This is a genomic window from Pseudomonas sp. A214 (genome assembly GCF_900156295.1).
GTDB lineage: Bacteria > Pseudomonadota > Gammaproteobacteria > Pseudomonadales > Pseudomonadaceae > Aquipseudomonas > Aquipseudomonas rhizophila.
The window spans coordinates 2,739,893-2,754,763 of sequence record NZ_LT707062.1 but is presented as its reverse complement, the minus strand read 5'-3'; the positions used below and the strand labels follow the sequence as shown (position 1 = coordinate 2,754,763).

General features: G+C 62.7%; 14 protein-coding genes. 6 read left to right on the top strand and 8 right to left on the bottom strand.

Features of this window, described 5'->3' with window-relative positions; all coding sequences use genetic code 11:
* Positions 1–133 precede the first annotated feature (133 nt).
* From BW979_RS12400 to BW979_RS12385, 4 genes are read right to left on the bottom strand one after another with little or no spacing between them, the layout of a single operon-like run.
* On the bottom strand, positions 134–1,447 hold the full coding sequence (locus BW979_RS12400; RefSeq protein ID WP_047229264.1) for an ATP-binding protein: 1,314 nt from the start codon (positions 1,445–1,447) through the stop codon (positions 134–136).
* Positions 1,444–2,112, bottom strand: coding sequence for a response regulator transcription factor (locus BW979_RS12395; RefSeq protein ID WP_076383909.1), 669 nt, complete (start codon positions 2,110–2,112; stop codon positions 1,444–1,446). Before BW979_RS12395 ends, BW979_RS12400 begins: the two co-directional genes overlap by 4 nt.
* Positions 2,112–2,423: a PepSY domain-containing protein gene (locus tag BW979_RS12390; protein ID WP_047229266.1), complete on the bottom strand. Its 312-nt coding sequence runs from the start codon at positions 2,421–2,423 to the stop codon at positions 2,112–2,114. Before BW979_RS12390 ends, BW979_RS12395 begins: the two co-directional genes overlap by 1 nt.
* The gene (locus tag BW979_RS12385) at positions 2,423–2,728 is read right to left on the bottom strand and encodes a PepSY domain-containing protein (protein WP_047229267.1); all 306 of its coding nucleotides are present in this window, start codon (positions 2,726–2,728) and stop codon (positions 2,423–2,425) included. The genes BW979_RS12390 and BW979_RS12385 overlap by 1 nt, the downstream gene beginning before the upstream one ends.
* Before the next feature lie 163 nt (positions 2,729–2,891).
* Here BW979_RS12385 and BW979_RS12380 point away from each other — a divergent pair, with 163 nt between their 5' ends.
* From BW979_RS12380 to codA, 5 genes are all read left to right on the top strand, one after another.
* Complete coding sequence (locus BW979_RS12380) at positions 2,892–3,971, top strand: hypothetical protein (RefSeq protein ID WP_076383908.1); 1,080 nt, start codon at positions 2,892–2,894, stop codon at positions 3,969–3,971.
* 83 nt (positions 3,972–4,054) lie between these two features.
* The gene (gene queD / locus BW979_RS12375; protein ID WP_047229269.1) at positions 4,055–4,411 is read left to right on the top strand and encodes a 6-carboxytetrahydropterin synthase QueD; all 357 of its coding nucleotides are present in this window, start codon (positions 4,055–4,057) and stop codon (positions 4,409–4,411) included.
* Positions 4,412–4,489: 78 nt separating this feature from the next.
* Positions 4,490–5,320 (top strand): alpha/beta fold hydrolase, encoded by an 831-nt coding sequence (locus BW979_RS12370; RefSeq protein ID WP_076383906.1) that lies wholly within the window; start codon positions 4,490–4,492, stop codon positions 5,318–5,320.
* Positions 5,321–5,491: 171 nt separating this feature from the next.
* Positions 5,492–6,763 carry a cytosine permease gene (codB, locus tag BW979_RS12365; RefSeq protein WP_076383905.1) on the top strand — a complete coding sequence of 424 codons (1,272 nt, stop codon included), beginning with the start codon at positions 5,492–5,494 and terminating at the stop codon, positions 6,761–6,763.
* 14 nt (positions 6,764–6,777) lie between these two features.
* Positions 6,778–8,025 (top strand): cytosine deaminase, encoded by a 1,248-nt coding sequence (gene codA, locus BW979_RS12360; RefSeq protein ID WP_076383904.1) that lies wholly within the window; start codon positions 6,778–6,780, stop codon positions 8,023–8,025.
* Positions 8,026–8,150: 125 nt separating this feature from the next.
* Here the strand turns inward: codA and BW979_RS12355 are convergent, their stop codons facing one another.
* Positions 8,151–9,143, bottom strand: a complete 993-nt coding sequence (locus BW979_RS12355; RefSeq protein WP_076383903.1) for a diaminopimelate epimerase — start codon at positions 9,141–9,143, stop codon at positions 8,151–8,153.
* 177 nt (positions 9,144–9,320) lie between these two features.
* On the opposite strand from BW979_RS12355, the gene BW979_RS12350 reads away from it, so the two are divergent.
* A complete protein-coding gene (locus tag BW979_RS12350) occupies positions 9,321–10,472 on the top strand; it encodes an MFS transporter (RefSeq protein WP_047229274.1) in 1,152 nt (383 codons plus the stop codon).
* A 194-nt stretch (positions 10,473–10,666) separates the two neighbouring features.
* Here BW979_RS12350 and BW979_RS12345 read toward each other — a convergent pair whose 3' ends face one another.
* The 3 genes from BW979_RS12345 to BW979_RS12335 form a co-directional block, all read right to left on the bottom strand.
* Positions 10,667–13,105 carry a TonB-dependent siderophore receptor gene (locus BW979_RS12345; protein ID WP_076383902.1) on the bottom strand — a complete coding sequence of 813 codons (2,439 nt, stop codon included), beginning with the start codon at positions 13,103–13,105 and terminating at the stop codon, positions 10,667–10,669.
* A gap of 98 nt (positions 13,106–13,203) precedes the next feature.
* Positions 13,204–14,187, bottom strand: a complete 984-nt coding sequence (locus tag BW979_RS12340) for a FecR family protein (protein ID WP_076383901.1) — start codon at positions 14,185–14,187, stop codon at positions 13,204–13,206.
* 37 nt (positions 14,188–14,224) lie between these two features.
* Entirely contained in the window at positions 14,225–14,725 is a 501-nt protein-coding gene (locus BW979_RS12335; protein WP_047229277.1) for a sigma-70 family RNA polymerase sigma factor, read from the bottom strand.
* Positions 14,726–14,871: the final 146 nt, after the last annotated feature.

Here is a 14,871-nt window from a genome sequence, read left to right as displayed (position 1 = left end):
CGGGAACGCACCGATATCTTGAGTCCAGCCCCAAAACAATGTGGGAGCGAGCCTGCTCGCGATGGCGGTCTGTCAGTTGATATTGAAGTGGCTGACCCGGCGCTATCGCGAGCAGGCTCGCTCCCACCAGAGATCAGCGCTTAGGCAATCCGATCGTGACCTTCAGCCCGCCCCACTCGCTGTCGCCCAGCGCCAGCGTCCCGCCCCAGGTGTCGACGATGTCCCGCACGATGCCCAGCCCCAGACCGTGGCCGTCGGTCTGCTCATCGAGCCGCGTGCCCCGACTGAAGACTTGATCGCGGCGGTCTGCGGGAATGCCTGGCCCATCGTCTTCCACCGCCAGGCTGAACCCTTCGGCTGTCTCGCTCACGGTCAGGCGCACTTGCGCGTCGGCCCATTTGCAGGCGTTGTCCAGCAGGTTGCCCAGCAGTTCCAGCAGATCTTCACGATCCCAGGGCAGGTGCAGGCCGGGCGGCGCGACGTAAGCCAAGTGCAAGTGCTCACCATGGATCATGTTCAGCGTGGCCAGCAACGCCGGCAGTTCCGCGTCGCAGTCAAGATGGGCACCGGGCAAGGCATCGCCGGACAGTCGGGCGCGGTTGAGTTCGCGGTTCAGGCGCTGACGGACCTGCTCCAGTTGTTCGAGCAACAGCTTGCGCAGCTCGGGGTAAGGGTCGAGTTTTTCATTCGAGGCCAGGCTTTGCAGCACCGCCAGCGGGGTTTTCAGGGCATGCCCCAGGTTGCCCAGGGCGTTGCGGGAACGTTTGAGGCTGTCCTCGGTATGGGCCAGCAGATGGTTGATCTGCGCCACCAGCGGTTCCAGTTCCCGCGGCACCTGTTCGTCGAGTTGCGAACGCTGCCCGCGCTGCAACTGGGCGATCTGCTCCCGGGCTTTGTCCAGCGGGCGCAAGGCGCGGTGCACCGTGATGCGTTGCAACAACAGAATCAACAGCAACCCCGCCAACCCAAGGCCGAGGCCGATCTGCTGCATGCGCAGGAAAGTGTCCCGCACGGGCGTGTAGTCCTGGGCCACGCTGATGGAAATCGCCTGGCCCAGACGCCGATAGTCGGTGCGCAGGACCAGCAGCTTCTGACCTTCAGGCCCCAATTGCAGGTTGCTGTGCAGCCCCGGATGGTCGAGATGGGGCAACTCCTGGTCCCACAGGGAGCGGGAGCGCCAATGCGTATCGGCAAAATCGATGCGGAAATAATGCCCGGAAAACGGTCGCAGATAAGCCGGCGACAAGCGTCGCTCATCCAGTTGCAGGCCTTGCGGACCACGCACCAGGGCCACCAGCAGGTTCTCGCTGTCGTTGCGCAGCCCCGCCTCCAGATACCGCTGCAGACCCAGCTCGAACAACCACAGACTGGTCTGCGCCAGAACCAGGCCGACCACCACCATCACACCGATCAGGCCCAGGCTCAGACGCCGCTGGATCGATCTCACTGCGCCTGCCCGCCGAACAGGTAACCCTGGCCGCGACGGGTTTCGATCACGCTGCGGCCCAGCTTGCGCCGCAAGTGATTGACATGGACTTCCAGCACATTGGAATCGCGCTCGGTTTCACCGTCATACAGGTGTTCAGCGAGATGGCTCTTGGAAAGGATTTGCTCGGGATGAAGCATGAAGTAGCGCAGCAGGCGAAATTCGGCCGCGGTCAGTTGGATTTCGGTGCCGTCGCGGCTCACACACTGGCGACCTTCATCCAGATGCAGCCCGGCCGCCTGGAGGGTCGGCTGGTTGGCCTGGCCATGGGAGCGGCGCAGCAATGCCTGGATCCGCAGGTGCAGCTCTTCGGGATGAAAGGGTTTGGTCAGGTAATCGTCGGCCCCGGCCTTGAGGCCTTCGATGCGTTCGGCCCAGGAACCGCGGGCGGTCAGGATCAGCACAGGCGTGCTCAGGCCGCCCGCGCGCCATTGGGCCAACACTTCAAGCCCCGGCACCCCCGGCAAGCCGAGATCGAGGACGATCAGGTCATAAGGCTCGCTGCTGCCCTGATAAACCGCGTCGCGACCATCGGCGAGCCAGTCGACGGCGTAACCCTGCCGCGTCAGCCCGGCCATCACTTCGTCGGCCAGGGGAACATGATCTTCCACCAGAAGCAGGCGCATCAGTCTTCCTCATCTTTGAGTAAACGGCCGGTCGCGGCCTCCAGGTCCAGTTCGCGCACGACGCCGTCGGTAGCCAGCAATTCGACTTCGTAAATATAGACGCCGTGTTTTTCTTCCAGCTCGGCCTCCAGCAATTTGGCGCCGGGGTGGCGATCCAGCGCCTGTTGCAGCAAATGTTCCAGGGGCAGGATCACGCCTTGCTGCCGCAATTGCAGGGCCTCATCCTGGTCCAGGTCTCGAGCGACGGCCAGTGAACAGAACACCAGCAGCGCCAGCCCCCAACGGCTGCGGGGGCGTAAATTAAGCTTCATTACAGATCCTGATGATTCTTGAGTACCTTGCCGTCAACCGCGTCCAATTCAAGTTCCCAGTCAACGCCCTGGGCATCGCGCAAGTCCACCTGATAGATGTACTTGCCGTATTCTTGCTCCAGCTCGGTATCGGTCAAGGTGGCGCCAGGGTGTTTGGACAAGGCAGTGGCGTTGAGTTTTTCAACCGACAGAATGGTACCAGCGTCCTGCAGCTTTTGGGCTTCGTCGGCCGTGAGGTCTCGTGCGCTGGCCAGGCCACTGATGGCCATCAGGGTAACGATGAAAAAGGCAGTCAGGCGGTTCATGGGTTGTCTCCTTTTTTTGTAATCTTCACCGGGGAACTGTATCGGGGCGAACTTAACTGAAACTGAATTGCCATCATTGAACACAGATCAATGTGGGAGCGAACCTGTTCGCTGCCACAGGGCTGACGCCGTTAAATTATCCGTTGCACCATTCGAGACCGGTATGACCGCCATCCACATCAAGTTCCCTGCCCTGACCCTCAAGGCCGGCCCTCGTGCTCTGGCACGCATTCGCCAGGCTGGCCTGAACGCTGCCGATGTCGGCATTCTGCCGGGCGCCGCTGGTGGCCCCAAGGCCTTGGGCATTCAGGGGCTGGACCTGGCGCTGTTTGGCGAGTGGCTGCCCGCCGCGCCCCGGGAGCGCTCGCTGATCGGTGCTTCGGTGGGCTCCTGGCGCTTCGCCAGCGCCTGCCTGCCGGATGCCGCCGAGGGGATCCGGCGCCTGGGCACCCTGTACAACGAGCAAAGCTTTGCCAAAGGCGTGACCATGGCCGGGGTCAGCCAGAGTTCGCAGCGCATGCTCGATGATCTGCTCCAGGGCCGCGACACGTCGATCCTCGACAACCCGCATTACCGACTCAACATCATGGTGGTCAAAAGTCACGGCTGGCTGGCCCAGGATCATCGCGGGCGACTCGGCCTGGGATTGTCGTCGGTGATCGCCGACAACCTGCGGGGCCGAGCGCGCCTGTCGCGGCATTTCGAACGGCTGATCGTCCACGACCCACGCCGGGCGCCGCCGTTGCACCCGTTGAACGACTTTCCGTCACGCTTCGTCCCGCTGGAGGCCGGTAATCTGCGCCAGGCGCTGCTGGCATCCGGCTCGATCCCGATGGTGATGGAGGGCGTGCGCGACCTACCCGGCGCCGGCGTTGGCACCTACCGCGACGGCGGCCTGTTGGACTACCACCTGGACCTGCCCTACAGCGGCGAAGACATCGTGCTGTATCCGCACTTCACCGACCGGGTCATTCCCGGCTGGTTCGACAAGGGCCTGCCATGGCGCCGGGGGAACGTCGAGCGCCTGCAGGACGTGCTGTTACTGGCGCCGTCCCGTGAATACCTGGCGCGCCTGCCCTTCGGCAAGCTGCCGGACCGTAACGACTTCAAGCGTTTCATGGGCGATGACACCAGCCGCCGCAAATACTGGCGCACGGCGATGGACGAAAGCCGCCGGCTCGGTGACGAGTTCCTTGAACTGGCGGCCAACGGTGGGCTGGGCGGGCGTTTGCTGACCCTTTAGTCAGCACGGTCGCGCAACGCCGGAACCAAACTGATAAACTCCGCCGCCTGCCTCGCGACCGCTACCTTAAAGAGCCTGAACCTGTGGAAATTTTCAAAGAATTCACCTTCGAATCCGCCCACCGCCTGCCCCACGTGCCAGACGGTCACAAGTGCGGCCGCCTGCACGGCCACTCGTTCAAAGTGGCGATTCACCTGAGCGGCGACATCGACCCGCACACCGGCTGGATTCGGGACTTCTCGGAGATCAAGGCGATCTTCAAGCCGCTCTACGAGCGCCTGGACCACAACTACCTCAACGACATCCCCGGCCTGGAAAACCCCACCAGCGAAGTCCTGGCCAAGTGGATCTGGGAACAGTTGAAGCCATTGTTGCCGGAACTCAGTGCCATTCGCATCCATGAGACCTGCACCAGCGGTTGCATCTACCGCGGCGAGTAAGCGGGCCACAGGGACCTGTGGCATTGGCTTTTTTTGTGTCTATGCTTTTTGGCTCGAACATGCCAAGAGGACGCGACCATGAGCCACTGGCCCCTGGATCACGAATACGACTTCAACGGACACCGCATCCGTTACGCCGTCCACGGCGACGGCCCGCCGCTGGTGTTTGTCCACGGCACGCCCTTCTCTTCCTACGTGTGGCACCGAATCGCCCCGCTGTTCTTTGCCACTCGCAAGGTGCATTACTTTGACCTGCTGGGTTACGGCCAATCCGCACAACCGGACGCCGACGTTTCCCTCGGTGTGCAAAACCAGTTGCTCGCACAGTTGCTGGACCACTGGGGCCTGGATTGCCCGGACGTGGTGGCCCACGATTTTGGTGGCGCAACCGCCCTGCGCACGCACCTGCTCAACGGCAAGCACTACCGCAGCCTGACCCTGATCGATCCGGTGGCGCTGTCGCCCTGGGGTTCGCCTTTTGTCCAGCATGTGCGCCAGTACGAAGCGGCGTTCAGCGGCCTGCCCGATTACATTCAGCGGGCCATCGTACCGACCTATATCCGGGCTGCGATCAACAGGCAGATCCCAGATGAAGAACTGGCGCCGTACGTGCAGCCCTGGCTTGGCGAGACCGGCCAGGCCGCGCTCTATCGGCAGATCGCGCAGATGGACGAACGCTATACCCGCGAGGTCGAACCGCTGTATGCAACCGTGCGCTGCCCGACGCAGATCCTTTGGGGAGAAGACGATCAGTGGATCCCCATCGAACGCGGTCGTGCGTTGCAACGGATGATACCGGGCGCACAGTTTCATCCCATTCCCAATGCCGGGCATTTGGTCCAGGAAGACGCGCCGGAGGCCATCGTCGCGGCAGTGTTGCGGTTTCTAGCGCTGCACTCTCCCACCTGAAGAAACCGCATAGGCAGTGGAAACTGTGTTCCAACTTGAACCACCGCCGCACCGCTTTCGTTCTCTTCACTTACCCAATACCACGGATTGGCTATAAATAACCTCGCGATCACTCGCTTGGCACGGGCGCTGCACGCTTGCGACATCTTCCTCCTGCGCAAGGACCTCCACATGACTCAAAACGATCCGGGCAACGACTATCCCTTGAGCGAAGTCCCGATGCATGCCCGCAAGGGCCTGGCCTCCACGGCCATGGTGCTGCTGGGCTTCACCTTTTTCACCGCCACGATGTTTGCCGGTGGCAAGCTGGGGGTAGCGTTCGGTTTTGCCGAAATGCTCACGGTCATCGTGATCGGCAATCTGCTGTTGGGCCTGTACGCCGCCGGCCTGGGTTATATCGCCTTCAAGAGCGGGCTCAATTCGGTGCTGATGGGTCGCTTCTGTTTCGGTGAGGTGGGCAGCAAGCTCAGCGACTTGATCCTGGGTTTCACCCAGATCGGCTGGTACGCCTGGGGCACGGCGACGGCGGCGGTGGTACTGGGCAAGTATTTTCATTTGAACGAAGGCACCGTGCTGGGGCTGATGGTGCTGTTCGGCCTGGGGTTCTGCGTCACCGCCTACATCGGTTATCGCGGGCTGGAGATCCTGTCGTACATCGCCGTGCCAGCCATGATGTTGTTGCTGATGTTGTCGATGTGGGTCGCGACGGTAAAGGTCGGTGGCCTGGATGGGTTGCTGGCGGTGGTGCCGACGGGCAGCCTCGATTGGTCCACCGCCATCACGCTGGTGTTCGGCACGTTCGTCAGCGGTGCCACCCAGGCGACCAACTGGACGCGGTTTTCCCGCTCGGCGAAGATCGCGGTGCTGGCGAGCCTGATCGGCTTTTTCATCGGCAACGGCCTGATGGTATTGATCGGCGCCTACGGAGCCATCGTCTATCAGCAGCCGGACGTAGTGGAAGTTCTGCTGTTGCAAGGCTTCGCCATGGCGGCGATGGCGATGCTGCTGCTCAACATCTGGAGCACCCAGGACAACACCATCTATAACTTTGCCGTGGCCGGCTGCAACCTGCTGCGCACCCGTCGGCGCAAAACCGTGACCCTGGGCGGCGCGGCGATCGGCACACTGCTGGCCCTGCTGGGCATGTACGATCTGCTGGTGCCTTACCTGATTTTGCTGGGCACGGTGATCCCGCCGATTGGCGGAGTGATCATGGCCGATTTCTTCTTCCGCTGGCGCGGCCGCTATCCGCGTCTGGCCCAAGCGCAGCTGCCGGCCTTCAACTGGCCGGGGCTGTTTGCGTACGGCGCAGGCACCCTCGCGGCGTTCACTTCGCCTTGGGTTGCGCCACTGGTAGGAATCGCCACCGGCGCGCTAACGTATGTGATATTGATCGGCCTATTGGGAATTCGCGCCACCGATACCCCCCTCCAAGATCTTTGAGAAGGACTCGCTTGATGCACATCATCAACGCCCGCCTGCGCAACCGCGAAGGCTTGCATGAACTGCACCTGGAAAACGGCCTGATCGCCAGCATTGCACGCCAGACCGAAGCCCCGAGCCTCGGCCCGCAAGACCTCGACGCCGGCGGTAATCTGGTGGTGCCGCCTTTCGTCGAACCGCACATTCATCTGGATGCCACCCTCACCGCCGGCGAACCCCGCTGGAACATGAGCGGGACGCTGTTCGAGGGCATCGAGTGCTGGGGCGAGCGCAAGGCCACCATCACCCAGGAAGACACCAAGACCCGCGCCAAAAAAACCATCCAGGCATTGGCCGCCCATGGCATCCAGCATGTGCGCACCCATGTCGATGTCACCGATCCTGACCTCACCGCCCTCAAAGCCATGCTTGAAGTGCGTGAGGAAAGTCGTCACCTGATCGACCTGCAGATCGTCGCGTTTCCCCAGGAAGGCATCGAGTCCTACCGCAACGGCCGCGAACTGATGGAGGAAGCAATTCGAATGGGTGCCGACGTGGTGGGCGGCATTCCGCATTTCGAGTACACCCGGGATCAAGGCGTAAGCTCGGTGAAATTCCTGATGGACCTGGCCGAGCGCACCGGTTGCCTGGTGGACGTGCATTGCGACGAGACCGACGACCCGCACTCGCGCTTTCTCGAAGTGCTGGCCGAAGAAGCCCGCAGCCGCGACATGGGCGCCCGCGTCACCGCCAGCCACACCACGGCCATGGGCTCCTATGACAATGCCTACTGCGCCAAGCTGTTTCGCCTGCTCGGGCACTCGGGCATCAGCTTCGTTTCCTGTCCCACCGAAAGCATCCACCTGCAAGGACGTTTCGATAACTTCCCTAAACGCCGCGGCGTCACCCGGGTCAACGAATTGCTCGAAGCGGGGATGAACGTGTGCTTCGGCCAGGACTCCATCGTCGACCCGTGGTATCCCCTAGGCAACGGCAATATCCTGCGGGTGCTGGAAGCTGGCCTGCACATCTGCCACATGCTGGGTTACCGCAACCTGCAAAGCGCCCTGGACCTGGTCACTGATAACAGCGCCAAGGCCATGGCCCTGGGCGAGCGCTACGGCCTGGAAGCCGGGCGTCCGGCGAATCTGCTGATCCTCTCGGCCGACAGTGACTACGAAGTGATCCGTAGCCAGGGCCTACCGCTTTACTCCATTCGCAATGGCGAAGTGCTGATGAAGCGGCAGATGCCGATGGTGGAGTTTGCGGTTCAGCCAGGTTGAGGTCATCGCGAGCAGGCTCGCTCCCACAGTGGAGCGGCGCCGTACGCGCATTTTTGTGCCCGCTGAAGATCGAATGTGGGAGCGAGCCTGCTCGCGATGGCGTCATTGGCTGCGGCGCAGATCGTCTATGACACAGACCGCGCAACACCAAACAACCTGACCCGCAGCAGCTCACCCGCCTGCTCCTCCAGCAGAATCGGTGCAGTGCCACCCGGCATCACCACACTCACCGCCCCCGCCGTCACCCAACCCACTCGCCACGCGGCGCACGCCACCGCACTGGCACTGGTGCCCGAAGAAGCGGTGGGACCTTCCCCTCGTTCAAAAATCCGCGCGGCAATGCTTGCTTCGGCCTGGCGCCAGGCCCACTGCAGATTCACCCCCGCCGGGCAGGGAATCCCGGACCCACCGGGCGGCGCATAGGCAATGCGCGTCAGGCTTTGGGCCAACGCTGGGGCACGCATCTGCGGGTTACTTGGCAACGCCTCGGCGCTGTCCACCAGGGTCACGCAGTGCGGGTTGCCAATGTTCACGAACTGACTGCTGCCCCAGGCCGGATTCAAAGCATGAAGCGCAGCCACACGGCTGACTTCGCGCTGGTTGACGATCACGCTTTGCACGCCTTGAGCCGCGACAGCGCCGGGGCCGAAAAGTGGTTTTCCCAAGTCCAGCCAGAAACCCGAGAGACCTTCGAACTCCGCTACGCGGACCGCCGTTTGCAGCGGTGACACGCCTTCACGTTTGTCGTGATGAACCTGTAGCACACATTCGCCGTCGCTCGGCATCAAACCTTGCTCTTTGAGCGCCTGGGAGAAAATCGTCAGGCCATTGCCGCTGCGCTCGGCCAGGGTCCCATCGGTGTTGACGATCAACAGGTCAAAAGGTGGCTCATTCTGGAACGGGCCGATCAGCAGACCATCGCTGCAATGGGCCTTGGCATCCGGCGGCGCCTGACGCGGCGCCCAACTACAGAAGGCCTGCACTGCGGCGCGGGTCCAGGCCTGGCGGGCCTGGGCAGCCTGGGCGGCTGTCGGCGGCAGGTCAATGCCTTGGGCACGGACCTGCTGCGGTGAGACCACGCCATAAATATTGCCCCGTGCATCATAGAACTGCGTCATGGACCAGACCCGGATTCAGCCAGCGAAAGCCGGTACTTTATTCCGGCCAAGGCTGTGCAGGCAAAGCGTGCTTGCCACCCACGCACCTCTTCGGCACCTTGAGGTCGCGGCGCGGTCAGTGGATGTGCAAGCATAGGGCCCGCCCGCACCATCGCCTCGCCAAACCAAGGACGTTTCATGACTGCCATTACGCCACCGCCAACCTTCATCCCTGGACGCCTGGAACAGATGTCCACCCGCATTGCCTATCTCATCGCCGGTGTCGGGATCGCGGCCTGGGCGCCGCTGGTGCCGTACGCCAAGGTGCGGGCGAACCTGGACGAAGGCACTCTCGGGTTGCTGCTGTTGTGCCTTGGGGTGGGGTCGATTCTGGCGATGCCGATTTCCGGCGCACTGGCGGCGCGATTTGGCTGCCGGCGGGTGCTCAGTGGCGGCACGATTCTGATCTGCCTGGCCTTGCCCGCGCTGGCAACGATGACGTCTTTGCCCTGGCTGGTGGCAGCCTTGTTCTTGTTTGGCGCCGGCCTCGGCACCGTGGACTCGACCGTCAACCTGCAGGCGGTGATCGTCGAGCGGGCCAGCGGTAAGACCATGATGTCGGGTTTTCACGGCATGTTCAGCCTCGGCGGGATCATTGGCGCGGCCGGTGTGAGCGCGCTGCTCGGCCTCGGCCTTTCGCCCCTGGGGGCGACGCTGGTGGTCAATGCATTGTTGCTGGTGGCGCTGTTCAAAGCGGCGCCGCATCTGCTGCCCTATGGCAGTGAAAGTTCGGGCCCGGCGTTTGCCATTCCCCACGGCGTGGTGCTGTTTATCGGCATCTTGTGTTTCATCGTATTCCTTGCCGAAGGCGCGGTGCTGGACTGGAGCGCGGTATTTCTGACGGCCGAGCGTGGAGTGGAAACCGCCTATGCCGGGCTCGGTTATGCCGCGTTCGCGCTGACCATGACCGTTGGCCGCTTGACGGGGGATTCGGTGGTGCATCGCCTGGGCGCCAGACGCGTGATTATCTACGGCGGCGCGACCGCTGCGGCCGGGTTCCTGCTGGCGACCCTGGCACCGATGTGGCAGGCGGCGCTGTTGGGGTATGCGTTGGTCGGGGCCGGGTGTTCGAACATCGTGCCGGTGTTGTACACCGCGGTCGGCAAGCAGACGCTGATGCCTGAAGCGATCGCCGTACCGGCCATCACCACCATCGGCTACGCCGGCATCCTCGCAGGCCCGGCGCTGATCGGATTCGTCGCCCATGGCAGCAGCCTGAGCTTTGCGTTCGGGTTGATCGCGCTGTCGTTGGTGGCGGTGGCGGTCAGTGGGAAAGTGTTGAAGGTTTGAGGCGTTACACCCCTCTCTGTGGAAAGGAGATTTATCTGTGGCGAGGGGATTTATCCCCGTTGGGCTGCGAAGCAGCCCTAAAATCACCAACTCGGTGTGTCAGGCAGATTGAGTCTGCCGCTTTGGGTCTGCTGCGCAGCCCAACGGGGATAAATCCCCTCGCCACAGGAGTACGCGTCAATCCTGGTTTTTCATCAGAACCCCACGCTCGCCTGCACGAAGAACGTACGCGGTGCGCCGACGTAGATGCCCGAGTTGTTGTCGCTGGAGCGGGTGTAGTACTGATGGTCGAACAGGTTCTTCACCCCGGCGCCGACCTTCAGGTTCGATAGTTGCGATCCGAAGTCGTAGCCAGCGCGCACGTTCCAGAGCACGTAACCCGGCATGTCACCGTAGCGTCCATCGGCGCTGCCGTCGGTGATGTAATCGTCGCTGAAGCTGCCGTCGGGGTTCACGCTGTTGCCGGGTGAGCGTTGCTTGGACTGGGCAAAGGCATCGAGGTTGTAAGTCCAGCGATTGATCTCATAACGCAACCCCAGGTTCGCCACCTGACGCGAGTAGAACGGCAGGTCACGGCCCTTGAAGCTTGGAATATCACCTTCATAAGTTGCGCGGGTGTAGGTGAAACCGGCATTGGCGCTCAGGCCTTCCAGGCGTGGGTCCAGCGCGGCCATGTCGTAGCGCACCGAGGCTTCCAGGCCCTGGTGCTTGGTGGCGCCCATGTTGGTCCAGCCCACATCGTTGCTGATGTACTGCAACTCGTCGTCGAAGTCGATGTAGAACAGCGTCACTTCCCCGCCCCACACGTCATCGTTGTAGCGCGTACCGATCTCGTAGGTCTTGGCTTTTTCCGGGTTCAGGCCGTTGGCGGTGTTGTTGCCGTCGCCGCCCTGGCCGAGCTGGAAATATTGCAGGCTGCCGAACGATGTCTCGTAGTTGGCGAACAGCTTCCAGGCATCGGACAGGTGATACATCACGCTCAAGGCCGGCAGCGGTTCGTTGCTGTCGATGCTGCGGCGTTTTTCCTGTACCGGACTGCCGTCGGTGTCGAGCACCGGGCGGTCGTGCCATTGGGTGCTGATGCGTTCGAAACGGATGCCCGGGGTGATGGTCCACTTGCCGACATCAATCTTGTCATCGATGTAGACCGCATGGGCTTCGGTGCCACCAGTGCGGTCCTGATAGACGTGACCATCGGACCCCGGCCGCACCACCGGCTGGTTATCGCGCAGCGCCAGGCGACTGGCCTCTTCGTGCATGCCTTCCTTGAGGTAGCGATAACCGACGCTGGCTTCCTGGGTGGTCGAGCCCAGGTCAAACACATGGGACACCCGCGGTTCGATGCCGAAGGTGTAGTAAGTACGCGGGTAGGACGCCAGGTTGCGCTGGTCCCGGGAGGCGATGGTGCTGCCACGGTAGCTGTCGGAATAATAGGTCAGCACTTCGGCCTGGGTGCGTTCGCTGATCTCGCGGATCCACTTGAACGACACGTCCTTGCGCCGGCCGGCAAAGTTGTCCCAGTCACGGTCGGACTGATACGGGTCCGCGTCGTATTGCGCCTGGGTCAGGCCGCCGGGCATGTCAGCCTTGGCGTCGTAGTAATGGAAGTTCAGCGAGAAATCATCCACCTCGGTGGGCGCCCAATGGGTCTTGAGGATGACGTCGTCGATGTCATTGTCGTTGTTGCTGCGGCGATAGCCATTACCGTTGCCCCCCGAATACAGGAGCGCAACGCCCATGCCGTTATCGGCCGTGCCGCCGAGAAAAGCGCTGTCGATGTGCTTCCAGCCGCCGCGCTGGGAGGTTTCCAGGGTGGTGCCGATTTCACCGGTGGCTTTTTCCGGAATCGCGCGGGTCACGAAGTTGATCACGCCGCCGACGTTCTGCGGCCCGTAACGCACGGACCCGGCGCCGCGCACCACGTCGATGCTGTCCAAGTTGCCCGCAGAAATCGGCGCCATGGACAGTTGCGGCTGACCATAAGGCGCAAACGCCGCCGGCACGCCGTCGATCAGCACCGTGGAACGGGGCGACAGGCGCGAAGTGAGACCGCGCACGCCGACGTTCAGGGAGATGTCGCTGCCGCCGGTGCCATTGGCATCCTGCACCTGCACCCCCGGCACGCGCCGCAGCACATCGCCGACGTTCATGGCCCCCTGCTCCACCATCGCTTCGCGGCGGATTACCGTGCGCGCGCCGGCATGGTTCTGCACCACTTCGGCATTGGCATCGCCGAGCCAGTCACCGACCACCTGGATGTCGGTGGCCCCCAGTTCCAGCGGGCCGCCAGTGGACGCCGAGGGCGCCGGCAGCACGGTCACCGAACCTTCATTGATCTGGTATTGCAGGCCGCTGCCTTGCAGCAGTTGGCCCAGGGCCGCTTCTGGGGACAAGTTGCCGTCCACCGCCGGGGCTTGCTTGCCGGCCACCAGCTCCGGGCTGAAGAACACCTGCAAAGAAGTCTGCTGGCCGAGCTGGCTCAAGGCCTGGCCCAGCGGCTGCGCCTGGATGTGAATGGACGTGGCCGCCTGATCGGCGAAGGCCTGGGGCAATGCGGCACTGACGGCCAGGGTCAGGGCCAGCGGCAGCCAGCGGGCGGGGGCGCGGTTGTTGTTTTTGAAGGTGGTTTTCACGTCGAACCTTGTCCTGTTGAATCGCAAGAATACGCGTCTGTTAATGCAAACCAGTTGCAGTTGGACAAGAAGACGAAGAACTCGAAAAAAACCTGAATTTACCGCGCAATTATTTCCTGGCTGCCGTCATCCAGGGTGCGCACGGCCACCGGCAGGATGTTGGGCAAAGCCTTGAGCAGCGCCTCGGGGTTATCGGCACGAAACACGCTGGTCAGGCGCAAGTTGCCCACCGCCGCGCTGCCGACGCGCAGGGGTTTAGCGCGATAACGGGAAACCTCCTGGACGACTTCGCTCAAGGGAGCGTTGTTGAACACCAGTTTGCCGTGGCGCCAGGCGGTGAGTTCATCGGCGTTGATGCCATAAGGTGCGGCGACCTTGCCCTGCGCATCGATACGGGTGCCAAGGCCGGCCGTGAGGCTGACGAACTCGGCCTGCGCCGCGTCGCGCCCCTGAACCTTGACACTGCCCTGCTCCACCGCCACCCGGGTTGAGTCGGCATCGCGGCGCACATCGAAGCGCGTTCCGGTCACCGTCACCCGGCCGTTGCCCGCCTCCACCGTAAACGGCCGGCCAGCGTCATGCTCGACGCGAAACAACGCCTCGCCTTCGGCCAGTTCCACGCGCCGTTGATGGTGGACGAACTGAACACGCACGCGGCTGCGGCTGTTGAGGTCGATCACCGAACCGTCCGGCAGCGCGATGTGCCGGCGCTCGCCCAGGGCCGTGGCAAATTCAGCGCTGTAATCGCTGGAAGCACCCAAGCCGCTGAACAAGCCCAGCCCGACCGCCATCGCCAACAGCCCGGCGGCCACGGCGAAGCGCAGCAGCGGTCGACGCTGGGGACGTTTGGCGGGTGGTTCGCACAACGCTTGCAGACGTTCCTTGGGCAGCAGATCCGTGGCGCTCCAGATCCCCTGTAGAAGTAGAATTTCGTCGCGGTGATTAGGATGCTCGTCCAGCCAGGCCTCGTAACGCTGGCGCTCATCGACACCCATGACGGGAGCTTGCAAGCGTACGAACCATTGCGCCGCCTCGTCGCGAACCCGGTTCTGCCCGCACGGGCATTCACGGTTATCCATCATGGAAGGTCCTGTGGCTCAGGTGGAAGATAACGACGGATCATTGGCCAGCCCCGTCCAGACGATCGCGCAGATGCCGCAGGGTGCGGATCATATACTTTTCCACCATGTTTTTTGACAAGCCCAGGCGCTCGGCGATTTCCGCCTGGGTCAAGCCTTCGATCTTCTGCCAGACAAACACCGTACGGCAATTGGCCGGCAGCTCGGCCAGTGCCCTTTCGATGGAGTCCGCCAACTGGATCGCGTGCATGTAGTGCTCCGGGTCGCCCGAAAGCGACTGGCTGTGATCGAGCGCCACCTCCTCCATGGCGCCCCGCCGATCTTCGCGCCGATAGCCATCCACCGCAATATTGCGCGCCGTCTGGTGCAAATAGGCCCGCGGCTGCTGGACATCAGCCGAATCGGACTCGAGCACCCGCACGAAAGTATCGTGAGCCAGGTCCTCGGCCTGCTGGCGATTGCGCAGGCGACGAGTCCAGGTGCCGATCAACTCTTCGTAATGCTCGAAAAAGCCAGGTCTGCGGGGCGGCTTGGGGGTCATCGCACTGCGCTGTAGGGACGGGGCGTGAATAGTAATGCTTCCTATTAAGCCGAAGCAAACCTATTGCAGTGCCTGTCGTCCGAAGCTTTCAAACTTAAGACAATCCTGTGGGAGCGAGCCTGCTCGCGATTGCGGACTGACCCTCA